Below are 17,407 nucleotides of genomic sequence, written 5' to 3' on the forward strand. Positions count from 1 at the left end.
GGGGGTTACGATCCTTGCCTGAGCGGTCACGGATCACGATCCGTGACCGCGACACCACAACCAGCCGTTTCGGTGAGAAGGAAGTCAGACATGATCGGCAATCTGAAGCCTCTTGAGATCCTCCTGATCATCGCCGTGATCTTCCTGCTGTTCGGTGCCAAGAAGCTCCCCGACATGGCGCGCTCCCTCGGCAAGTCGGCCCGCATCCTCAAGAGCGAGGCCAAGGCCATGAAGGCGGAGAGCGCGGCGGACGACAACGCCACCGCCGCGACGGTCGCCGACCAGGCCCCGCAGCAGGCCGCCGCACCGCGCACCATCAAGGCCGCCCCCGGCGACGTGACCGGCTCGCGTCCCGTCAACGAGCCGAACCACACCACCCAGGGCTGATCGCCCGGCCGCCGGGCTGCCGGCCCGCGGCCCTGATCACGCCGGTCATCTGCAACGAGACAAGGGACGTGGGTTGCTCAAGTCTGCCCGCAAGCAGGAGAAGCAAGACAAGCAGGAGAAGGACGCCGAAGGGCGGATGCCTCTTGTCGAGCACCTGCGTGAGCTGAGAAACCGCCTGCTGAAGTCGGTCCTGGCGATCCTCGTGATCACCGTCGTGGCGGCCTTCTACTACAAGAACCTCATCGACTTCATGCTGAAGCCGATGCTGGACTCCGTGGGCTGCACCAACGGGGTGGTCTCGCAGCGCAACGGCCACCCCTGCGCCGACATGACCGTGAACGGCCTCATCGCCCCGTTCTCGATCGCCCTCAAGGTCTCGCTCACCGCCGGCGTGGTGCTGTCGGCGCCGGTGTGGCTCTACCAGCTCTGGGCCTTCGTCGCCCCCGGCCTGCACCGGCACGAGAAGCGCTACGCGACGGCCTTCGTCGCCGTCGGCGCTCCGCTGTTCGGCGTCGGTGCGGTACTCGCGTACAAGCTCCTGCCGCAGACCGCGAAGATCCTCCTCGAATTCACCCCCGACAACGCACGCAACCTGCTCCCGGTCGACGACTACCTCGACCTGGTGACGCGCATGGTCGTCGTCTTCGGCCTCGCGTTCGAGCTGCCGCTGCTGCTGATCCTCCTCAACTTCACCGGGGTCCTCACCGCGAAGCGGCTGGCGAGCTGGTGGCGGGCCATGGTGCTGGGCATCACGATCTTCGCCGCGTTCGCCACGCCCACCGGCGACCCGCTGACCATGCTGTCGCTGGCCGCGCCGATCGTCGCCCTCTACTTCATCGCCCTCGGGATCTGCCTGGTCAACGACCGCAGGCGGCGCCGGGGCAACCCCGACGCGCTGCTCGACGACGACGAGGCCTCCGAGCTGGACCTCACGCCCGCGCCGATCGGTGAGCTGGAGCCCGTACAGGCCCCGACCGCCCTGCCCGAGCAGGCCGACGGCGGCCGCAGGCAGATCAACGGTTACGACGACGCGACCTGACAGGTACATTCCGGTGCGTGAGCGCTGAGATCACCCTCCTCGTCAATCCCACCGCGGGACGCGGCCGGGGCGCGCATGCCGCGCAGCCGGCCGCTTCCGCGCTCCGGGCCGCCGGCTTCTCCGTACGGACGGTCCTGGGCGCCGATGCCGGGGACGCCCTGGCCCGGCTGCGCACCGCCGTGCGCGAGGGCACCGGGGCGGTGATCGCCGTCGGCGGCGACGGCGTGGTCTCGCTGGCCCTGCAGGCCCTGGCCGGGACGCTGGTGCCGCTCGGGGTGGTCGCCGTGGGCACCGGGAACGACTTCGCCCGGGCCATGGGGCTGCCCGTAGGGGAGCCCGCGCAGGCGGGGCGGCTGGCCGCCGAGGCCCTCAAGGAGGGCCGGATCCGCGAGATCGACCTCGGGCGGGTGTCCCGGGCCGGCGCCGGGGCCGAGGACGGGACCTGGTACGGGACCGTGCTGTGCTCCGGCTTCGACTCGCGGGTCAACGACCGCGGCAACCGCATGCGGCTGCCGGCGGGCCGGTTCAAGTACGACCTGGCGATGCTCGCCGAGCTGGCCGCCTTCCGGCCGTTCCCGTACCGGATCACCCTCGACGACGGTCCGGCGATCGAGACCGAGGCCACGCTGGTGGCCGTCGGCAACGGGTCCTCGTACGGCGGCGGCATGCGGATCTGCGCGGACGCCGTTCCGGACGACGGGCTCTTCGACGTCGTGGTCGTGGGCGACTGCAGCCGGGGCACCCTGCTGAAGGTGTTCCCGCAGGTCTACAAGGGGAGGCACCTGAGCCACCCGAAGGTGACCGTCCACCGGGCCGCGAAGATCACGCTGGAGGCCGCCGGGATCACCGCGTACGCGGACGGCGAGCCGCTCGGGCCGCTTCCGGTGAGCGCCGACTGCGTCCCGGGAGCCCTGCGGCTGCTGTCCTAGCGCTGTCGCAGCGGCGGCTGCGCGGTCCGTATAAATGATCGCGACTGTTGTCAGGGGCGGCGGGTAGGCTCGAGAACAAGATGACCGAAGAACTCTCACCCGCCGAGCGGTACGCCGCTGCCCGGATCCGCGCCGCCGAAGAGGCCTCCGCCCTGGCCCCCTTCCGCGAGATGTACGAATTCGACCTGGATCCGTACCAGGTCGACGCCTGCAAGGCACTGGAGGCCGGCAAGGGCGTGCTGGTCGCCGCCCCGACCGGCTCGGGCAAGACCATCGTCGGCGAGTTCGCCGTGCACCTGGCGCTGCAGCAGGGCCGCAAGTGCTTCTACACGACGCCCATCAAGGCCCTGTCGAACCAGAAGTACGCCGACCTCGTCAGGCGCTACGGCGCCGACAAGGTGGGCCTGCTGACCGGCGACAACAGCGTCAACTCCGAGGCGCCCGTGGTCGTGATGACCACCGAGGTGCTCCGCAACATGCTCTACGCGGGCTCGCAGTCGCTGCTCGGCCTCGGGTACGTCGTGATGGACGAGGTGCACTACCTCTCCGACCGGTTCCGCGGAGCCGTCTGGGAGGAAGTGATCATCCACCTCCCCGAGTCGGTGACGCTGGTGTCCCTGTCGGCCACCGTGTCCAACGCCGAGGAGTTCGGCGACTGGCTCGACACCGTCCGCGGCGACACCGAGGTGATCGTCTCCGAGGAGCGGCCCGTCCCGCTGTGGCAGCACGTCATGGCAGGCCGGCGGATCTACGACCTCTTCGAGGAGGAGTCCGACCACGGAGGCCGCGGCTCCGCGCGCCGCGAGGTCAACCCCGACCTGCTGCGCATGGCGCGCGAGGAGAACACCCGCACGTACAGCCCGAAGGACCGGCGGCGCGGCAAGATGGTCCGCGAGGCCGACCGCGAGCGCGAGCGGCGCTCCCGCGGCCGGATCTGGACCCCGAGCCGCCCCGAGGTCATCGCCCGCCTCGACGGCGACGGGCTGCTGCCCGCGATCAACTTCATCTTCAGCCGGGCCGGCTGCGAGGCGGCCGTCCAGCAGTGCCTGTTCGCGGGCCTGCGGCTCAACGACGACTCCGCCCGCCTGAAGGTGCGCGAGATCGTCGAGGAGCGGACCGCCTCCATCCCCGCCGAGGACCTGCACGTCCTGGGGTACTACGAGTGGCTGGAAGGCCTGGAGCGGGGCATCGCCGCGCACCACGCCGGCATGCTGCCCACCTTCAAGGAGGTCGTGGAGGAGCTGTTCGTCCGCGGCCTGGTCAAGGCCGTCTTCGCCACCGAGACCCTCGCGCTGGGCATCAACATGCCCGCGCGCACGGTGATCCTGGAGAAGCTGGTCAAGTGGAACGGCGAGCAGCACGCCGACATCACCCCCGGCGAGTACACGCAGCTCACCGGCCGGGCCGGGCGCCGCGGCATCGACGTCGAGGGCCACGCCGTGGTGCTCTGGCAGCGGGGCATGGACCCGGCGGGGCTCGCCGGGCTCGCGGGTACCCGTACGTATCCGCTGCGCTCCAGCTTCAAGCCCTCGTACAACATGGCCGTGAACCTGGTCAGCCAGTTCGGGCGGCACCGCTCGCGCGAGCTGCTGGAGACCTCCTTCGCGCAGTTCCAGGCCGACCGCTCGGTCGTCGGGATCTCCCGGCAGGTGCAGCGCAACGAGGAGGGCCTGGACGGCTACCGGGAGGGCATGACCTGCCACCTCGGGAACTTCGAGGAGTACGCGCAGCTGCGCCGCGAACTCAAGGACCGCGAGACGGACCTGGCCAAGCAGGGCGCGGCCCAGCGCCGGGTGCAGGCGGCCAGTTCGCTGGAGAAGCTCAAGCCGGGCGACATCATCCACGTGCCGACCGGCAAGTTCGCCGGGCTCGCGCTGGTCCTGGACCCGGGCGTGCCGGCCGGGCGGGTCAACGGGCACCGCGGGTACGAGTACGCGGAGGGCCCGCGCCCGCTGGTGCTCACCGCGGAGCGGCAGGTCAAGCGGCTCGCCGCGATCGACTTCCCGGTCCCGGTCGAGGCGATCGAGCGGATGCGGATCCCCAAGACCTTCAACGCGCGCTCGCCGCAGTCCCGTCGGGACCTGGCGTCCCAACTGCGGGCCAAGGCCGGGCACATCGCCCCGGAGCGCCGGGGCCGCGGGCGGGCCGCCGCGGCCGACGACCGCGAGATCGCCCGGCTGCGCGCCGAGCTGCGGGCGCACCCCTGCCACGGCTGCGACGAGCGCGAGGACCACGCCCGCTGGGCGGAGCGCTACCACCGGCTCAAGCGGGACACCCAGCAGCTGGAACGCCGTATCGAGGGCCGGACGAACACGATCGCCCGTACCTTCGACCGGATCCACGCGCTGCTCACCGAGCTGGACTACCTGCGCGAGGACGAGGTCACCGTGCACGGCAAGCGGCTCGCCCGGCTCTACGGGGAGCTCGACCTGCTGGCCTCCGAGTGCCTGCGCGCCGGGGTCTGGGAAGGCCTGACCCCGGCGGAACTGGCCGCCTGCGTCTCGGCGTTGGTGTTCGAGGCGCGGCAGTCCGACGACGCGGTGGCGCCGAAGGTGCCGGGCGGGGCGGCGAAGGCGGCGCTCGGCGAGATGGTCCGGATCTGGGGCCGGCTCGACGCGCTGGAGGAGGAGCACCGCATCAACCAGGCGGAGGGCGTGGGCCAGCGCGAGCCGGACCTGGGCTTCGCGTGGGCGGCGTACCAGTGGGCCTCCGACAAGAGCCTGGACGAGGTGCTGCGCGAGGCGGAGATGCCGGCCGGCGACTTCGTGCGCTGGTGCAAGCAGGTCATCGACGTGCTGGGGCAGATCGCGGCCGCGGCTCCGGCGTCCTCCGCTCCGCCCTCCTCGCAGGGCGGCAGTACGGTGGCCCGCAACGCCCGCAAGGCCGTGGACGCACTGCTTCGGGGTGTAGTGGCTTACAGCTCGGTCGGCTAGGCGCTTTTGGGGCTTCCTCCGAGGGGGTCGTGGCCGGATCTCATCTCTTGCCATGATCACTTCGGGGGTGCCCCGTGCGACGATCGCCCCATGACCGGGGGAGCGGCCGAAGGGCCGAGACGGGTCGGCCGGCCGCGTGCTGATGGGCTGCGGCCGGCGAGCGGCCGGCCGCCGCGCGAGGAACTCCTCTGCGCGGCGGCCGAGCTGTTCACCCTCCAGGGGTACGCGGCCACCACCACCAGGACGGTGGCCGAACGGGCCGGAATGCGCCAGGCCACGATGTACCACTACTTCCGCGGCAAGGAGGAGCTCCTCGCCGAGCTCCTGGAGTCCACGGCCCTGCCCTCGCTGGTGCTCGCGCGCCGGCTGCTCGCCGACGCCGGGCGGCCCGCCGCGCAGCGGCTGTGGGAGCTGTGCCGTTCGGACGTGATGCTGCTGTGCGGGGGACCGTACGACCTGGGCGCCCTCTATCTGCTGCCCGAGGTGGCCGGATCGCGCTTCGCCCGGTTCCGCCGGATGCGCGGCGAACTCAAGGACGCCTACCGCGCGTTGCTCGCCGCCACGCCCGCCGGGGCCGAACTGGCCCGGGACCGGGCCCGGCTGGCGCTGCGGGGCGATCTGGTCTTCGGACTCATCGAGGGGGCCGTGCTGATCCGCCGCGGCGATCCGGGCCGGCCGGTGGCCGCCCTCGCGGAGGCGGCCGCCGACGCGGCGCTGCGGGTGGCGGGGGTCTCGGGAGCCGACGGCCCGCCCTAGGTTCCGGTTTCCCAGGCCGCGAGGTCGTCCCAGGCCCGCAGGGACAGGGCGCTCTCGAAGCGGCGCGGGGTGCCGGTCACCGGATCGGTGAACGACACCGAGCGGGCCAGGAGTTGCAGGGGCCTGCGGTAGTCGTCCGGGGCAGGGTCGGTGACCTGCGGGTACACCGGATCGCCGAGGATCGGAAGGCCCAGGCTGTTCATGTGCACCCGCAGCTGGTGGGTGCGCCCGGTGTGCGGGGTCAGCCGGTAGCGGCCCAGTTCCCCCCGGACGCCGAGGAGTTCGACCAGGCTCTCGGCGTTCGGTTCGGCGCCCGGGATCTCGGCCGCGGCCATGACCCCGCGGATCTTCTCGATGTGGCTGCGGACGGTGCGGGGCAGGACGACTGCCGGATCGTGGCGGGCGAGGGCCTCGTACTCCTTGTGCACCTGACGCTCCTGGAACAGCAGCTGGTACGCGCCGCGGTCCTCGGGGCGGATGCTGAACATCACCAGTCCGGCGGTCAGCCGGTCCAGCCGGTGGGCCGGGCTGAGCTCGGGCAGCTCGAGCTCAGCGCGGAGCCGGGCCAGTGCGGTCTGCGTGATGTGGCTGCCGCGCGGGGTGGTCGCCAGGAAGTGCGGCTTGTCCACCACCAGGAGGTGCGCGTCCCGGTGGACGACCCGGATCGGGAACGGCACGAGCGGCTCCGGCTCCATGTCCCGGTGGAACCAGACGTAGGCGCCCGGCTCGTACGGGTCCTGCGGCCGCAGGACCCGCCCGCCGGGGCCGAACACCCGCCCGGTGCGCAGCAGGTGCGCGATGGATGCGGCGCCGCGGGTGCCCGCGTAGCGCGCGGTGAGGTAGCCGCCGAGGTCGGGCCACTGCCCGTCGGGGTCGGGGGGCAGCCGCAGCCGGACCGGGTCGATGCCGGCGATCTGGGGGAGGGGCGAGGGGGGTGCCTGGCTTCTGCGTCTCATCGGTCACCAGGCTAAGAGGTCGCGCGGATGGGCTCGTCCTCGACCGGATCGCCGTCGACGGAGCGATCACCACCGTGCGCAGCCTGATCCGGCGGTCCTGGACGACTCACCGCCGGGACGAACGCCGGAACCGCCGACCGTGGTCCTTCGGCCCCGCTTCGGTCACTTCGGCAGATCGGCGGAGAGGAAGGGAGCGAGGAGCGCGAACAACGCGTCGGGGCGGTCCAGGGGGATGATGTGGCCGCAGTCCTGAAGGTGGTATCCGACCAGGTCGTCGGCGATGGGACGGAGTTGGCGTTCGAGCCCGCGGCCGACGGGGTGAGAGCCGATGGCCATGGTGGGCATGGTCAGCCGAGCCGTCGCGACTGCGTCCTGGATCTGCTGCGCGCTGGTGGGCAGGGCCCGGTAACAGGAGAACGCGCAGCGCAGGGCCTCGCTCCCGGTGTACGCGTGGACGAAGGCGGCACGGATGTCGTCGGGTACTCCTCGCCCGTGCGTCCCCGAGTCGAGGAACCAGTCGATGTACGGGGCCTCGTTGCCGGCCAGGACGGTCTCGGCGAGGCCGGGGACGGCGTGGAAGCCGAACCACCACGGGGCGCCGCCCGCGACGACGTGCTCTGCTCCGGGCAGGCGGCCGAGCAGTGCCTCCATCACGACCAGGCGCCGGACGAGGCCGGGCCGGCGCAGCGCGAGCAGGACGGCGGGGGCGGTGCCCGCGTCGATGCCGACCACCGCTGCCGAGGGCTCGCCGAGTACGTCGAGCAGCCCTTCGGCGTCGGCGGCGAGGGTGCCTGCGTCGTAGCCCTCGACGGCGCGTGCACTGGCACCGAAGCCTCGAAGGTCCGGGGCGATGACCCGGTACTGCCCGGCCAGTCGGCCCATGATGCCGCTCCAGAGTTGCCAGGTGTGCGGGAAGCCGTGCAGCAGGAGAACCGCAGGTCCCTCCCCGGCGATTGCGACATTGAGTTGGACGCCGTTCGTCGCGATGCGGCGCAGGTGGTGTGCGGTGGTGACGGGCATGACGGCTCTGACGGCTCCTCCCTGGTGGTTACCATTGGTGACCACAGAACGATAGGTAACTGTCCGACCGCTTCCTAGACGGCACTTTCAGGGAAGGTGGTGAGCCACGGGTGACCACCCGAGGAGCCCGGGCCCCCGGTCACGGGGTACGCGGCGATCTGTTCGATCCCCATTGCCCGACGCGGCAGTTGCTGGACCGCATCGGTACGAAGTGGACGTCCATGGCCGTCAAGACGCTCGCCGATGCCGCACCGGACGAGGTGCGCTTCGCGGAGCTGAGACGCCGGATGCCCGGCGTGTCGCAGAAGATGCTGTCCGTGACGCTGCGAAGCCTGACCCGCGACGGGCTGGTGGCGCGCAGGGTCGAACCCACCGTGCCGCCGCGGGTCTTCTACCGGCTCACCGGACTCGGGCTGTCCCTGGAAGCCGCGCTTGCGGGGCTGCGGACCTGGGCGGAGGAGCACATGGCCGAGATCGACCGCGCCAACGAAGCCGCCGCCCAAGAGGCCGATGAGGGATAGACGGGCCGATTCCGCGCTCAGTACCGGTGGCTGGGGTACTCCATGCAGCCGGTATCGCCGCCCGAAGCGCGCCGAGAGCGGCTACTGCTTGGTGAAGGTGCCCAGGTGGGTGGCGTCCAGGTACTCGATGCGGACCGTGCCGTCCTTGAAGACCACCCCGGTGCGGCCGACCGCGTTCTCGCCGGCGGTCACGTAGCTGAAGGTGTCGCCGTCGTAGTGGGTGAGCGGGAAGCGCATCGGCTTCGGGCCGAGGGAGAGGGTGAGTCCGCCGTTGCCGCTGCTGTTCGCCGTCACGGTCAGCTTGCCGTAGTACGGGTTGTCGTAGGTCCCGGTGTACGCGCTGTCGGCGCGGGCCGGCTTCGCGCCCGCGGGCGGGTGCGCGTAGTCGGTGGTGGAGCGGCCGGTGTCGAGCGCCTGGGCGTACAGCTCGGCGAAGAGGGGGAGCCACTCGGTGGTCGGCTTGCCGTGCTCGGCGGTGTCGAAGAAGTCCTGGGCGATGGCGTCGGCGACGCCGACCGGGGCGCCGTTGGTCAGGACGACGATGCCCAGCTGCTCCAGGGGGAGCATGGTGACGTTGGTGTTGGCGCCCAGCTCGAAGGCCCCGGTGTGGCTGAGGCGCAGCCGGCCGGCTTCGTCGTACGAGACGTTCCAGCCGAGCCCGTAGAAGCCGGTGTGGTTCAGGGGCGGGGTCGGCGCCTGCGACAGGATCTGCGGCAGGTGCGTGGTCGCGAGGGTGTCGGCGGGGACGATCCGCTTCCCGTCGAGGGTGCCGCCGGCCAGCTGGAGCCGCAGCCAGCGGGCCATGTCGGTGGCGGTGGAACTGACCCCGCCGGCCGGGGCCTGGGCGTCCGGGTCGCGTACGTAGCGGGGCGACCAGGTGCCGTCGGGGTTCTTGACGTGGGTGGCGGCATGGTCGGGGGCGTTGGCGAAGGCCGAGAACTCGGTGCTGGTGCGGGTCATGCCGGCGGGCTTGAAGAGGGTGTCGTCGGCGAGCTTCTGCCAGCTCGTGCCGTGCCGGCGGGCGACGGCCTCCGCGGCCGCGGTGAGGCCGAAGTTGGTGTAGGCGTAGCTCACGCGGAAGGGGGCCAGGGGCTCCAGGCGGAGGTGGTCCAGGATGTACGACTGGTCGTAGCCGAGGTCTTCGAGGAGGTCGCCGGCGTGGTCGGGCAGGCCGCTGCGGTGGGAGAACAGGTCGGCGGTGGTGACGTGGTCGGTGACCCAGGGGTCCTTGAGGGCGAATCCGGGGAGCTCGGTGCGGTGCTCCCATTCGGCGGGGTCCTTCAGGGTGCCGGCCACGACGGTGGACGAGATCGGCTTGGAGAGCGACGCGATCTGGAACACGGTGTCGGGGCCGACCTTGCCGCTCTCGCCGGTGCGGCGGACGCCGAAGCCCTTGAGGTAGACGACCTTGTCGTCGTGGACGACGGCGACGGACACTCCGGGGACGCCGGTGCTGCGCATGGCGTCGGTGACGAACCCGGTGAGCCGCGCCAGCGCGGTGTCCACTTCCGCATCCGTGATCTGGGGCTTCGGCGCGGGGGGCGGGCTGGGGGCGGCGGCAGCGCCTGCCACGCCGGTCGCGGTGAACGCGACGGCGGCTCCTGCTGCGCCGAGCATGCGGAGCGTACGCATGGCGTCATTGTCCCGCCGAACGGGCGACCCCGCCCTTCAGGCGTTCCGTCAGGCCGCGGATTCCTGTTCGGCCAGGACCCGGGCGTTCCAGTCGCCCTTGATCGCGCGCCAGCCCTCGTCCGTCTCGCCGAGCCGCCAGTAGCCGGAGATCGACAGGCGTTCCTTCGGGATGCCCCGCTCCAGGCGGAGGTGGCGGCGCAGGTCCTTCACGAAGCCGGCTTCGCCGTGGACGAAGGCGTGGACGTCGCGGGAGGGGAACTCGAGGGCCCTGACCGCCTCGACCAGCCTCTCGCCGACCGGGCGGGTGCCGCGGTGCAGCCAGACCGGGACGATGCCGTCGGGGGTGGCGATCTTCTGCTCGTCCTCCGGGCTCTCGACCTCCACGAAGGCGCGCACCCGGGCACCCGCCGGCATCCGCTCCATCGCGGCCCCGATCGCCGGCAGCGCGCTCTCGTCGCCCACCAGCAGGTGCCAGTCGGCCGCCGGGTCGGGGGTGTAGGCGCCGCCCGGGCCGAGGAAGCGGACCAGTTCGCCCGGTTGGGCGCGCGCGGCCCAGGGGCCGGCCAGGCCCTCGTCGCCGTGGACGACGAAGTCGAGCGTCAGCTCCAGATGCGCCGGGTCCCAGGACCGGACCGTGTACGCACGCTGGCGCGGCCACGCCTCACGCGCGTACTCCGCGCGGATCCGGTCCAGGTCCCACGGCGAGGGGTAGGTGACGCCCTCGGGCGCGAACAGCACCTTGATGTAATGGTCGGTGAACTCGCCCGCGCTGAACCGGACCAGTCCGGCACCACCCAGCACCACGCGCACCATGTGCGGCGTCAGCCGCTCTGTGCGCACGACGACAGCAGTGCCGATCTTGCGGGCGCGTCCTTCTGCCACGGCGTATCCCCTTGCTCCCCTGAAACTTAGGATTACCTAAGTTAGCACCTCAAGGGTGGAGCGCGCTGCCGAGACGCGACACCGCTCCGCCAAGACCCCACCGGCGCGCCAGCGCGTCGACGAGTTCCGGCTGCGCCGGCGCCGCCGGCAGGGCGGGGTCGAACGCGGGAAGGGGGACGTCCGAGGCCACCTGGACCACCTTCGGGGCCACCGCCAGGTAAGGCCGGGATTCGTCCAGCCGCCTGCGCTGGGTGGGGGTCAGCTTCGACTTCGGGTCGTCGATCGCCGCGATGATCCCGGCCAGCGAGCCGTACGCGTCCAGCAGCTTCGCCGCCGTCTTCTCGCCGATCCCCGGCACCCCGGGCAGCCCGTCGCTCGGGTCCCCGCGCAGCAGGGCCAGGTCCGCGTACCCGGCTCCGTCCACCCCGTACTTCCCGCGCAGCCAGGCCTCGTCCGTCACCTGCAGCGTGCCGACGCCCTTGAGCGGGTACAGCACGCGCCGCTGCCGGGCGTCGTCCACCAGCTGGTAGAGGTCCCGGTCGCCGGTGACGATGTCCACCGGGCCGGTGGCGCGCGCCGTGAGCGTGCCGATCACGTCGTCGGCCTCGTACCCGGCGACCCCCACCCGGGCGATCCCGAACGCGTCCAGCGCCGCCTCGATGATCGGCACCTGCGGGGCCAGGGTGTCCGGGGTCTCCTCCACGTCCGGTCCGGACTCGGTCTCCTGCGCGACCCGGTGGGCCTTGTAGGAGGGGATCAGCTCCACCCGCCAGTGCGGGCGCCAGTCGGCGTCCATGCACGCCACGAGATCGTCGGGGCGGTGGTCCTGGACCAGGCGCCCGATGAAGTCGAGCAGCCCGCGCACCGCGTTGACGGGGGTGCCGTCCGGGGCCTTCACGGAGTCCGGCACGCCGAAGTACGCGCGGTAGTAGAGGGAGGCGGTGTCCAGCAGCATCAGGCGTCGAGTCGTCGTCACGGTGACGATGATGCCGCACCCCTCACGTGCGCCCGCGGCGGACGGTTACGCCCGGGGGCACGGAAAGTGGCCGCAAGAGCGATCGGACATGGCACGGGAGTTTCACCCGGGGCGTACCCTGGTCGGCTCTTGCACGCGAAACCGGGGGCGGTTGCTGCGTAAGGTGCTTACAGCACACCGATGTGAGACGGACGCCGACGTACGCCGACGGACCAGACAAGGGGAGGGCAGCCCCGCCATGGACGACAGGGACGGCTCGGACGACAAGGAACGGGACAAGGACGCCAAGGAACCGCTCCGGGTGGGAGTGGCCGTGCGCAAGCGGCGCCGGGCGCTGCACCTCACCCTCGCCGCCGTATCGGCGCGCAGCGGACTGTCGGTGCCCTTCCTGAGCCAGATAGAGAACGAACGGGCCCGGCCCAGCATGCGGTCCCTCGAGCGGGTCGCGGACGCGCTGGAGACCACGGCCGTGGAGCTGCTGGCCGCGTCCGACACCGCGCGCACGGTCGACCTCGTACGGGCCGGCGACGAATCCGGGCTCACACCGGTCCCGGGCGTGCGTCCCCTCGTACGCGGGCACCACCAGCTGCACGCACTGGAGTTCACCGGGGACCAGGACGCCGGACGCGAGTACCAGCACCGCAACGACGAGCTGATGTACGTGGTCTCGGGCGCCTGCCAGGTGGAGGCCGAGGGGCGGGCGTTCCGGCTGGAGAGCGGGGACGCGCTGTTCCTCTCCGGCGGCGTACGGCACCGCTGGCGGGCCGTCTCCGAGGACACCCGGCTGCTGGTCGTGGCGGTCGGGGAGCACATCCACGCGACCTCCGAGCCGCCCTCGCCCGGGCGCTGAGCCGGATGCGGGTCGTCTCGCTGGTGCCCTCGCTGACCGAGGCGGTCGCGGTGAGCGCTCCCGGGCTGCTCGTCGGGGTGACCGACTGGTGCACCCACCCCGCGGACCTCGGGGAGCGGGGCGCGGTGCGCATCGGGGGTACGAAGAACCCCGACGTGGAGCGGATCACGGCGCTGCGCCCGGACCTGGTGATCGCCAACGAGGAGGAGAACCGGGCCCCGGACCTGGCGGCGCTGCGCGCGGCCGGGGTGCAGGTGCTGGTCACCGAGGTACGGGACCTGCCGCAGGCGCTGGCCGAGCTGCACCGGGTGCTGGTGGGGGCCCTGGGGCTGGCGGCGCCGCAGTGGCTGGACGAGGCCGAGGCCGCATGGGCCCGCGTGGAGCCGGCCGGCCCGCTCCGGGCCTTCGTGCCCGTGTGGCGGCGGCCCTGGATGGTGCTCGGCCGGGACACCTTCGCCGGCGACCTGCTGGCGCGCCTCGGCGTACGCAACATCTACGCCGGCCACGCCGAGCGGTATCCGCGGGTGCCGGTGGCGGAGCTGGCCGCCGCCGACTGCGATCTGGTGGTGCTCCCCGACGAGCCGTACCGCTTCACGCGCGAGGACGGTCCGGAAGCCTTCCCGGACCGCCCGTCCGCCCTGGTCAGCGGCCGCCACCTCACCTGGTACGGCCCCTCGCTGGCCGAGGCCCCGGCGCTCTTGGCGGCGGCCCTGCGGGCGGCTCGCTAGCTGGGGGGTGTCGTCAAAGTCCCGTCTGGTCGGCGGGGTCTGGCACGCGCGCTCGCCGCGTTGTCGTCGGTCGGCGACGCGAGCGTCGCCTCCCTCCTCCGCCTTGCGATCACACGCACCAGACCCCGCCGACCCCGCCCTCACGGGCGGACGACGCTACTTTGACGACACCCCCTAGCGGGGCAGCAGGGTCCCCCGGAAGAGGCCGCGCAGGGTGTGGCCGGCGGCCAGCAGCCAGGCGGTCAGCAGGGCCAGGAACAGGGCGGCCGCGAGCCAGGCGAACGCGGTCAGCCCGGTGTGGCGGGCCAGCCCGGCGGCGCCGGTGACGCAGGTGCCGACGGGGAACGTCAGCGCCCACCAGGTCATCGCGAAGCCCATGCTGTTACGGGCCGCCCGGACCAGCATCGCGGCGGCGAGGGCCAGCCACAGCAGGGCGAACCCCATCACGGGCACGCCGTAGACGACGGCGAAGGCGCCGAGCGCTCCGGCGTAGGGGGCGGAGATCGCCCGGGGAGCCATGTCGGCGAGCTGGTTGACCGCGGTGGTGGACTGGCCGAGGGGGCCGAGGACCAGGAACAGGGTGGGGGTCAGCAGCAGGGGCAGGGGGCCGCTGGTGATCAGCCGGCCGAACACCAGGGGAAGCATCAGCAGCGTGGCGAGCAGGCTGATGCCGAACATGGCGTAGCAGGCCAGCAGGAGCGCCTCGCGGGGCTGGCCGGCGGGCAGGTGGGGTATCAGCAGGGGGCCCAGGGCGGCGGAGACCATGGGGGCGACCAGGGGCAGCAGCCACACGGGAGTGGCCTGCGCGGCCTCGACCTTGTGGCGGACCACCATCAGGTACGGCACCACCACCGCCATGACCAGGCCGATCGCGGTGCCGGCGGTGAACAGCACGGTGTCGACGGCGACCGCGGCGCTCACGCCGATCAGGTCCTTGCCGACGATGAGGGTGCCGCCGCCGACGGCCAGCAGGGCCATCGCGAGGCACCCGTAGAACGGGGCCACGGCGGGGTCGAGGAGATGGGCGCGGGCCTGGTCGCGGTGGTGGAGCCAGTGGCCGGCGCGGGCGGTGAGCAGGAGGGCGAGGGCCGCGGCGGACAGCGCCCAGACGATCTGGCAGGCCACGCGCTGGCCGGGCACCTGGTAGGGGAGGGTCGCGCCGGCGTTGGCGACGATCGCCGTGCCCATGACGGACGCGTACCAGTTGGGGCCGAGGTGACGCAGAGCCGGGAAGGCCTTGTGGGCCTGGGGGGTCCGGGAAGTGTGTTCGTGGGGTCGCACGAGGGTGGTGGCCATGGACCCAGAGTCGTCGCCGGGTCCGGCGGACGGCAGAGGTCATCTCCCTATGAGGTCATAAACTGACTTTATGGGTAACGAGGAGTGGGTTCCGCTGGCGCACCGGGTACCGGACCTGGGAGCGCTGGAGCTGCTGCTCGCGGTGGCGCGGGTCGGCAGCCTGAGCGGCGCGGCCAAGCACATGGGCATCACGCAGCCCGCCGCGAGCAGCCGGATCCGGGCGATGGAGACCCGGCTGGGCGTGGCGCTGGTGGACCGTTCGCCGCGGGGGTCGACCCTGACGGCGGAGGGGGCGCTCGTCACGGACTGGGCGCGGCGGGTGGTGGAGGCTGCGGAGGCGTTCGACGCCGGGGCGCAGGCGCTGCGCGGGCGGCGCGACTCGCGGCTGCGGGTGGCCGCCAGCATGACCATCGCGGAGTACCTGCTGCCGGGATGGCTGATCGCGCTGCGCGGGCAGCGGCCGGGGACCGCGGTGTCGCTGCACGCGGGGAACTCGGCGGTGGTCGCCGAACGGGTGCTCGCGCACGAGGCCGACCTGGGCTTCGTGGAGGGGCTGTCGGTGCCGGAGGGGCTGGACTCGGCGGTGATCGCGCAGGACCGGCTGGTGGTGGCGGTGGCCCCGGGGCACGCGTGGGCGCGGCGGACGCGGGGGGTCGAGGCGGCGGAGCTGGCGGCGACGCCGCTGATCCTGCGGGAGTGGGGGTCGGGGACCCGGCAGGTACTGGACGCCGCACTGGCCGGGAGCGGGGGGCTGGCGGCGCCGCTGCTCGAGCTGGCGTCGACGACGGCGGTGAAGGCGGCGGCGGTGAGCGGGGCGGGGCCGTGCGTGCTGTCGGAGCTGGCGCTGGGGGAGGAACTGGCGGCGCGGCGGCTGGTCGAGGTCCCGGTGTCGGGGGCGGCGCTGGGGCGGGCGCTGCGGGCGGTCTGGCCCGTGGGCGCCAGGCCGGCGGGGCCGGCCCGCGACCTGCTGTCCCTGACCCGCGCCACCCCCGTGCCCTTCGGCTCCGCCGGCGTTTGAGGCGCGGGTCCGGGCGGGGCCCGGGGAACGGTGGAAGGGCGGGTGGGGACATGCCCCGTGCAGCGGCCCAAGAGCGTGTGCGCCGCCGTCGCCGGGGGCGCTGCCCCCGGACCCCCGCGCCTCGAACGCCGACGGGGCCGGGTCGGGCCGGAGGGTGCGGCGGGGGCCGGGGTACGCAAGCGCGCCGGGGGCCTCGGCCGCAGACCCCTACCCACCGGTAGAAGCATCTGGCAGGCTGCCGCCATGAATCTTCCCGCCGGTGGAGACAGGGCCCGCTACGACCGGGCCACCGCGCATCTCGACGCGCCCCTGGCCATCGTCGATCTCGCCGCGTTCGACGCCAACGCGGACGACCTCGCCCGCCGGGCCGGCGGCAAGCCGATCCGCGTCGCCAGCAAGTCCGTGCGCTGCCGTGCGCTCCTCGAACGGGTCCTCGCCCGGCCCGGGTTCGCCGGGATCATGTCGTACACCCTCGCCGAGTCGATCTGGCTGGCCCGGTCGGGGTTCGAGGACGTGCTGCTCGCCTACCCCTCCGCCGACCGCGCCGGGTTCGCCGAACTCGCGGGAGACCCCAAGCTGGCCGGGGCCGTCACCGTCATGATCGACGACCCCGCCCAGCTGGAGCTGATCGACGGCTCCCGGGACGGCGCAGGCACGCACGAGATCCGCGTCTGCCTCGAACTCGACACCGCGCTCCACCTGTTCGGCGGCCGGGTCCGCGTCGGCGCCCGGCGTTCGCCGCTGCGCGATCCCGCCGCGCTCGCGGACCTCGCCCGTACGGTCCGCGCCCGGCCCGGCTTCCGCGTCGTCGGGATCATGGGCTACGAGGGCCACGTCGCCGGCGTCGGCGACTCCCTGGCGGGGCGCCCGCTGCGCTCCCGCGCCATCCGGCTCATGCAGGCCACCGCCCGCAAGGAGCTCGCGGCCCGCCGCGCCGAAGCCGTACGGGCCGTCCGCGCGGTCGTCCCGGACCTGGAGTTCGTCAACGGCGGCGGCACCGGCAGCGTCCAGCAGACCGCCGCCGAGGACGCCGTCACGGAGATCGCCGCCGGCTCGGGGCTCTACGTACCGCGGCTGTTCGACAACTACACGTCCTTCCGCGGCCGCCCCGCCGCGCTCTTCGCCCAGCCGGTGGTCCGCCGGCCCGGCGTCGGGGTGGTCACCGTGCTCGGCGGCGGCTACCCCGCCTCCGGCGCGGCCGGTGCGGACCGGCTCCCGGAGCCGTACCTGCCGCAGGGCCTGCGCTACGACCCCCAGGAGGGGGCCGGCGAGGTGCAGACCCCGCTGCTCGGCAGCCCGGCCGACGATCTGCTGATCGGCGACCGGGTCTGGTTCCGGCACGCGAAGGCCGGGGAACTGTGCGAGCGGTTCGACGCGTTGCACCTGGTCGAGGGCGACCGGGTGACGGCCACCGTCCCGACCTATCGGGGCGAGGGCCGCACCTTCCTCTAGGAGAGCCGGTACGGGCAGTACGGCCGGTACGG

General features: G+C 72.9%; 16 protein-coding genes. 10 read left to right on the top strand and 6 right to left on the bottom strand.

Features of this window, described 5'->3' with window-relative positions:
• Positions 1–90: 90 nt before the first annotated feature.
• The 5 genes from tatA (at position 91) to ACFYXK_RS16065 (ending at position 6,044) form a co-directional block, all read left to right on the top strand.
• Complete coding sequence (tatA, locus tag ACFYXK_RS16045) at positions 91–387, top strand: Sec-independent protein translocase subunit TatA (RefSeq protein ID WP_389411683.1); 297 nt, start codon at positions 91–93, stop codon at positions 385–387.
• A gap of 73 nt (positions 388–460) precedes the next feature.
• Positions 461–1,426 (top strand): twin-arginine translocase subunit TatC, encoded by a 966-nt coding sequence (tatC, locus tag ACFYXK_RS16050; protein WP_389411684.1) that lies wholly within the window; start codon positions 461–463, stop codon positions 1,424–1,426.
• Between the two features lie 17 nt (positions 1,427–1,443).
• Complete coding sequence (locus ACFYXK_RS16055; protein ID WP_389411685.1) at positions 1,444–2,355, top strand: diacylglycerol kinase; 912 nt, start codon at positions 1,444–1,446, stop codon at positions 2,353–2,355.
• A gap of 80 nt (positions 2,356–2,435) precedes the next feature.
• On the top strand, positions 2,436–5,288 hold the full coding sequence (locus ACFYXK_RS16060; RefSeq protein ID WP_389411686.1) for a DEAD/DEAH box helicase: 2,853 nt from the start codon (positions 2,436–2,438) through the stop codon (positions 5,286–5,288).
• A gap of 90 nt (positions 5,289–5,378) precedes the next feature.
• On the top strand, positions 5,379–6,044 hold the full coding sequence (locus tag ACFYXK_RS16065) for a helix-turn-helix domain-containing protein (RefSeq protein ID WP_389411687.1): 666 nt from the start codon (positions 5,379–5,381) through the stop codon (positions 6,042–6,044).
• On the opposite strand, the gene ACFYXK_RS16070 is transcribed toward ACFYXK_RS16065, so the two are convergent.
• Positions 6,041–7,000, bottom strand: coding sequence for an RluA family pseudouridine synthase (locus tag ACFYXK_RS16070; RefSeq protein ID WP_389411688.1), 960 nt, complete (start codon positions 6,998–7,000; stop codon positions 6,041–6,043). The genes ACFYXK_RS16065 and ACFYXK_RS16070 overlap by 4 nt on opposite strands.
• Before the next feature lie 162 nt (positions 7,001–7,162).
• Complete coding sequence (locus ACFYXK_RS16075) at positions 7,163–8,020, bottom strand: alpha/beta fold hydrolase (RefSeq protein WP_389411689.1); 858 nt, start codon at positions 8,018–8,020, stop codon at positions 7,163–7,165.
• A gap of 110 nt (positions 8,021–8,130) precedes the next feature.
• Here ACFYXK_RS16075 and ACFYXK_RS16080 point away from each other — a divergent pair, with 110 nt between their 5' ends.
• Positions 8,131–8,541 (top strand): winged helix-turn-helix transcriptional regulator, encoded by a 411-nt coding sequence (locus ACFYXK_RS16080; protein WP_389411690.1) that lies wholly within the window; start codon positions 8,131–8,133, stop codon positions 8,539–8,541.
• Between the two features lie 81 nt (positions 8,542–8,622).
• Here the strand turns inward: ACFYXK_RS16080 and ACFYXK_RS16085 are convergent, their stop codons facing one another.
• Genes ACFYXK_RS16085 through ACFYXK_RS16095 form a run of 3 tightly spaced genes read right to left on the bottom strand, consistent with a single transcriptional unit; the run spans position 8,623 to position 12,010 of the window.
• Positions 8,623–10,173, bottom strand: a complete 1,551-nt coding sequence (locus tag ACFYXK_RS16085) for a serine hydrolase (protein WP_389411691.1) — start codon at positions 10,171–10,173, stop codon at positions 8,623–8,625.
• Positions 10,174–10,221: 48 nt separating this feature from the next.
• Positions 10,222–11,055: a siderophore-interacting protein gene (locus ACFYXK_RS16090; RefSeq protein WP_389411692.1), complete on the bottom strand. Its 834-nt coding sequence runs from the start codon at positions 11,053–11,055 to the stop codon at positions 10,222–10,224.
• Between the two features lie 49 nt (positions 11,056–11,104).
• Positions 11,105–12,010, bottom strand: a complete 906-nt coding sequence (locus tag ACFYXK_RS16095; RefSeq protein ID WP_389411882.1) for a 5'-3' exonuclease H3TH domain-containing protein — start codon at positions 12,008–12,010, stop codon at positions 11,105–11,107.
• 259 nt (positions 12,011–12,269) lie between these two features.
• Between ACFYXK_RS16095 and ACFYXK_RS16100 the strand changes: the two genes are divergently transcribed.
• A complete protein-coding gene (locus tag ACFYXK_RS16100; protein WP_389411693.1) occupies positions 12,270–12,881 on the top strand; it encodes a helix-turn-helix domain-containing protein in 612 nt (203 codons plus the stop codon).
• Positions 12,882–12,886: 5 nt separating this feature from the next.
• Entirely contained in the window at positions 12,887–13,609 is a 723-nt protein-coding gene (locus tag ACFYXK_RS16105; RefSeq protein ID WP_389411694.1) for a helical backbone metal receptor, read from the top strand.
• A 174-nt stretch (positions 13,610–13,783) separates the two neighbouring features.
• Here ACFYXK_RS16105 and ACFYXK_RS16110 read toward each other — a convergent pair whose 3' ends face one another.
• A complete protein-coding gene (locus tag ACFYXK_RS16110; protein WP_389411695.1) occupies positions 13,784–14,905 on the bottom strand; it encodes a TDT family transporter in 1,122 nt (373 codons plus the stop codon).
• Positions 14,906–14,975: 70 nt separating this feature from the next.
• Between ACFYXK_RS16110 and ACFYXK_RS16115 the strand changes: the two genes are divergently transcribed.
• Both ACFYXK_RS16115 and ACFYXK_RS16120 read left to right on the top strand, forming a co-directional pair.
• The gene (locus tag ACFYXK_RS16115; protein WP_389411696.1) at positions 14,976–15,923 is read left to right on the top strand and encodes a LysR family transcriptional regulator; all 948 of its coding nucleotides are present in this window, start codon (positions 14,976–14,978) and stop codon (positions 15,921–15,923) included.
• 243 nt (positions 15,924–16,166) lie between these two features.
• Positions 16,167–17,375, top strand: coding sequence for an amino acid deaminase/aldolase (locus tag ACFYXK_RS16120; RefSeq protein WP_389411697.1), 1,209 nt, complete (start codon positions 16,167–16,169; stop codon positions 17,373–17,375).
• The last annotated feature ends 32 nt before the right edge of the window (positions 17,376–17,407 follow it).

The organism is Streptomyces sp. NPDC002209, assembly GCF_042890265.1.
Taxonomy (GTDB): domain Bacteria; phylum Actinomycetota; class Actinomycetes; order Streptomycetales; family Streptomycetaceae; genus Streptomyces.

Bases quoted from the DNA above. Each gene is read 5' to 3' on its own strand.
- tatA (WP_389411683.1), top strand. From the start codon at position 91: ATGATCGGCAATCTGAAGCCTCTTGAGATCCTCCTGATCATCGCCGTG.
- ACFYXK_RS16060 (WP_389411686.1), top strand. From the start codon at position 2,436: ATGACCGAAGAACTCTCACCCGCCGAGCGGTACGCCGCTGCCCGGATC.
- ACFYXK_RS16065 (WP_389411687.1), top strand. From the start codon at position 5,379: ATGACCGGGGGAGCGGCCGAAGGGCCGAGACGGGTCGGCCGGCCGCGT.
- ACFYXK_RS16070 (WP_389411688.1), bottom strand. From the start codon at position 7,000: ATGAGACGCAGAAGCCAGGCACCCCCCTCGCCCCTCCCCCAGATCGCC.
- ACFYXK_RS16075 (WP_389411689.1), bottom strand. From the start codon at position 8,020: ATGCCCGTCACCACCGCACACCACCTGCGCCGCATCGCGACGAACGGC.
- ACFYXK_RS16085 (WP_389411691.1), bottom strand. From the start codon at position 10,173: ATGCGTACGCTCCGCATGCTCGGCGCAGCAGGAGCCGCCGTCGCGTTC.
- ACFYXK_RS16095 (WP_389411882.1), bottom strand. From the start codon at position 12,010: ATGCTGCTGGACACCGCCTCCCTCTACTACCGCGCGTACTTCGGCGTG.
- ACFYXK_RS16100 (WP_389411693.1), top strand. From the start codon at position 12,270: ATGGACGACAGGGACGGCTCGGACGACAAGGAACGGGACAAGGACGCC.
- ACFYXK_RS16105 (WP_389411694.1), top strand. From the start codon at position 12,887: ATGCGGGTCGTCTCGCTGGTGCCCTCGCTGACCGAGGCGGTCGCGGTG.
- ACFYXK_RS16110 (WP_389411695.1), bottom strand. From the start codon at position 14,905: ATGGCCACCACCCTCGTGCGACCCCACGAACACACTTCCCGGACCCCC.
- ACFYXK_RS16115 (WP_389411696.1), top strand. From the start codon at position 14,976: ATGGGTAACGAGGAGTGGGTTCCGCTGGCGCACCGGGTACCGGACCTG.
- ACFYXK_RS16120 (WP_389411697.1), top strand. From the start codon at position 16,167: ATGAATCTTCCCGCCGGTGGAGACAGGGCCCGCTACGACCGGGCCACC.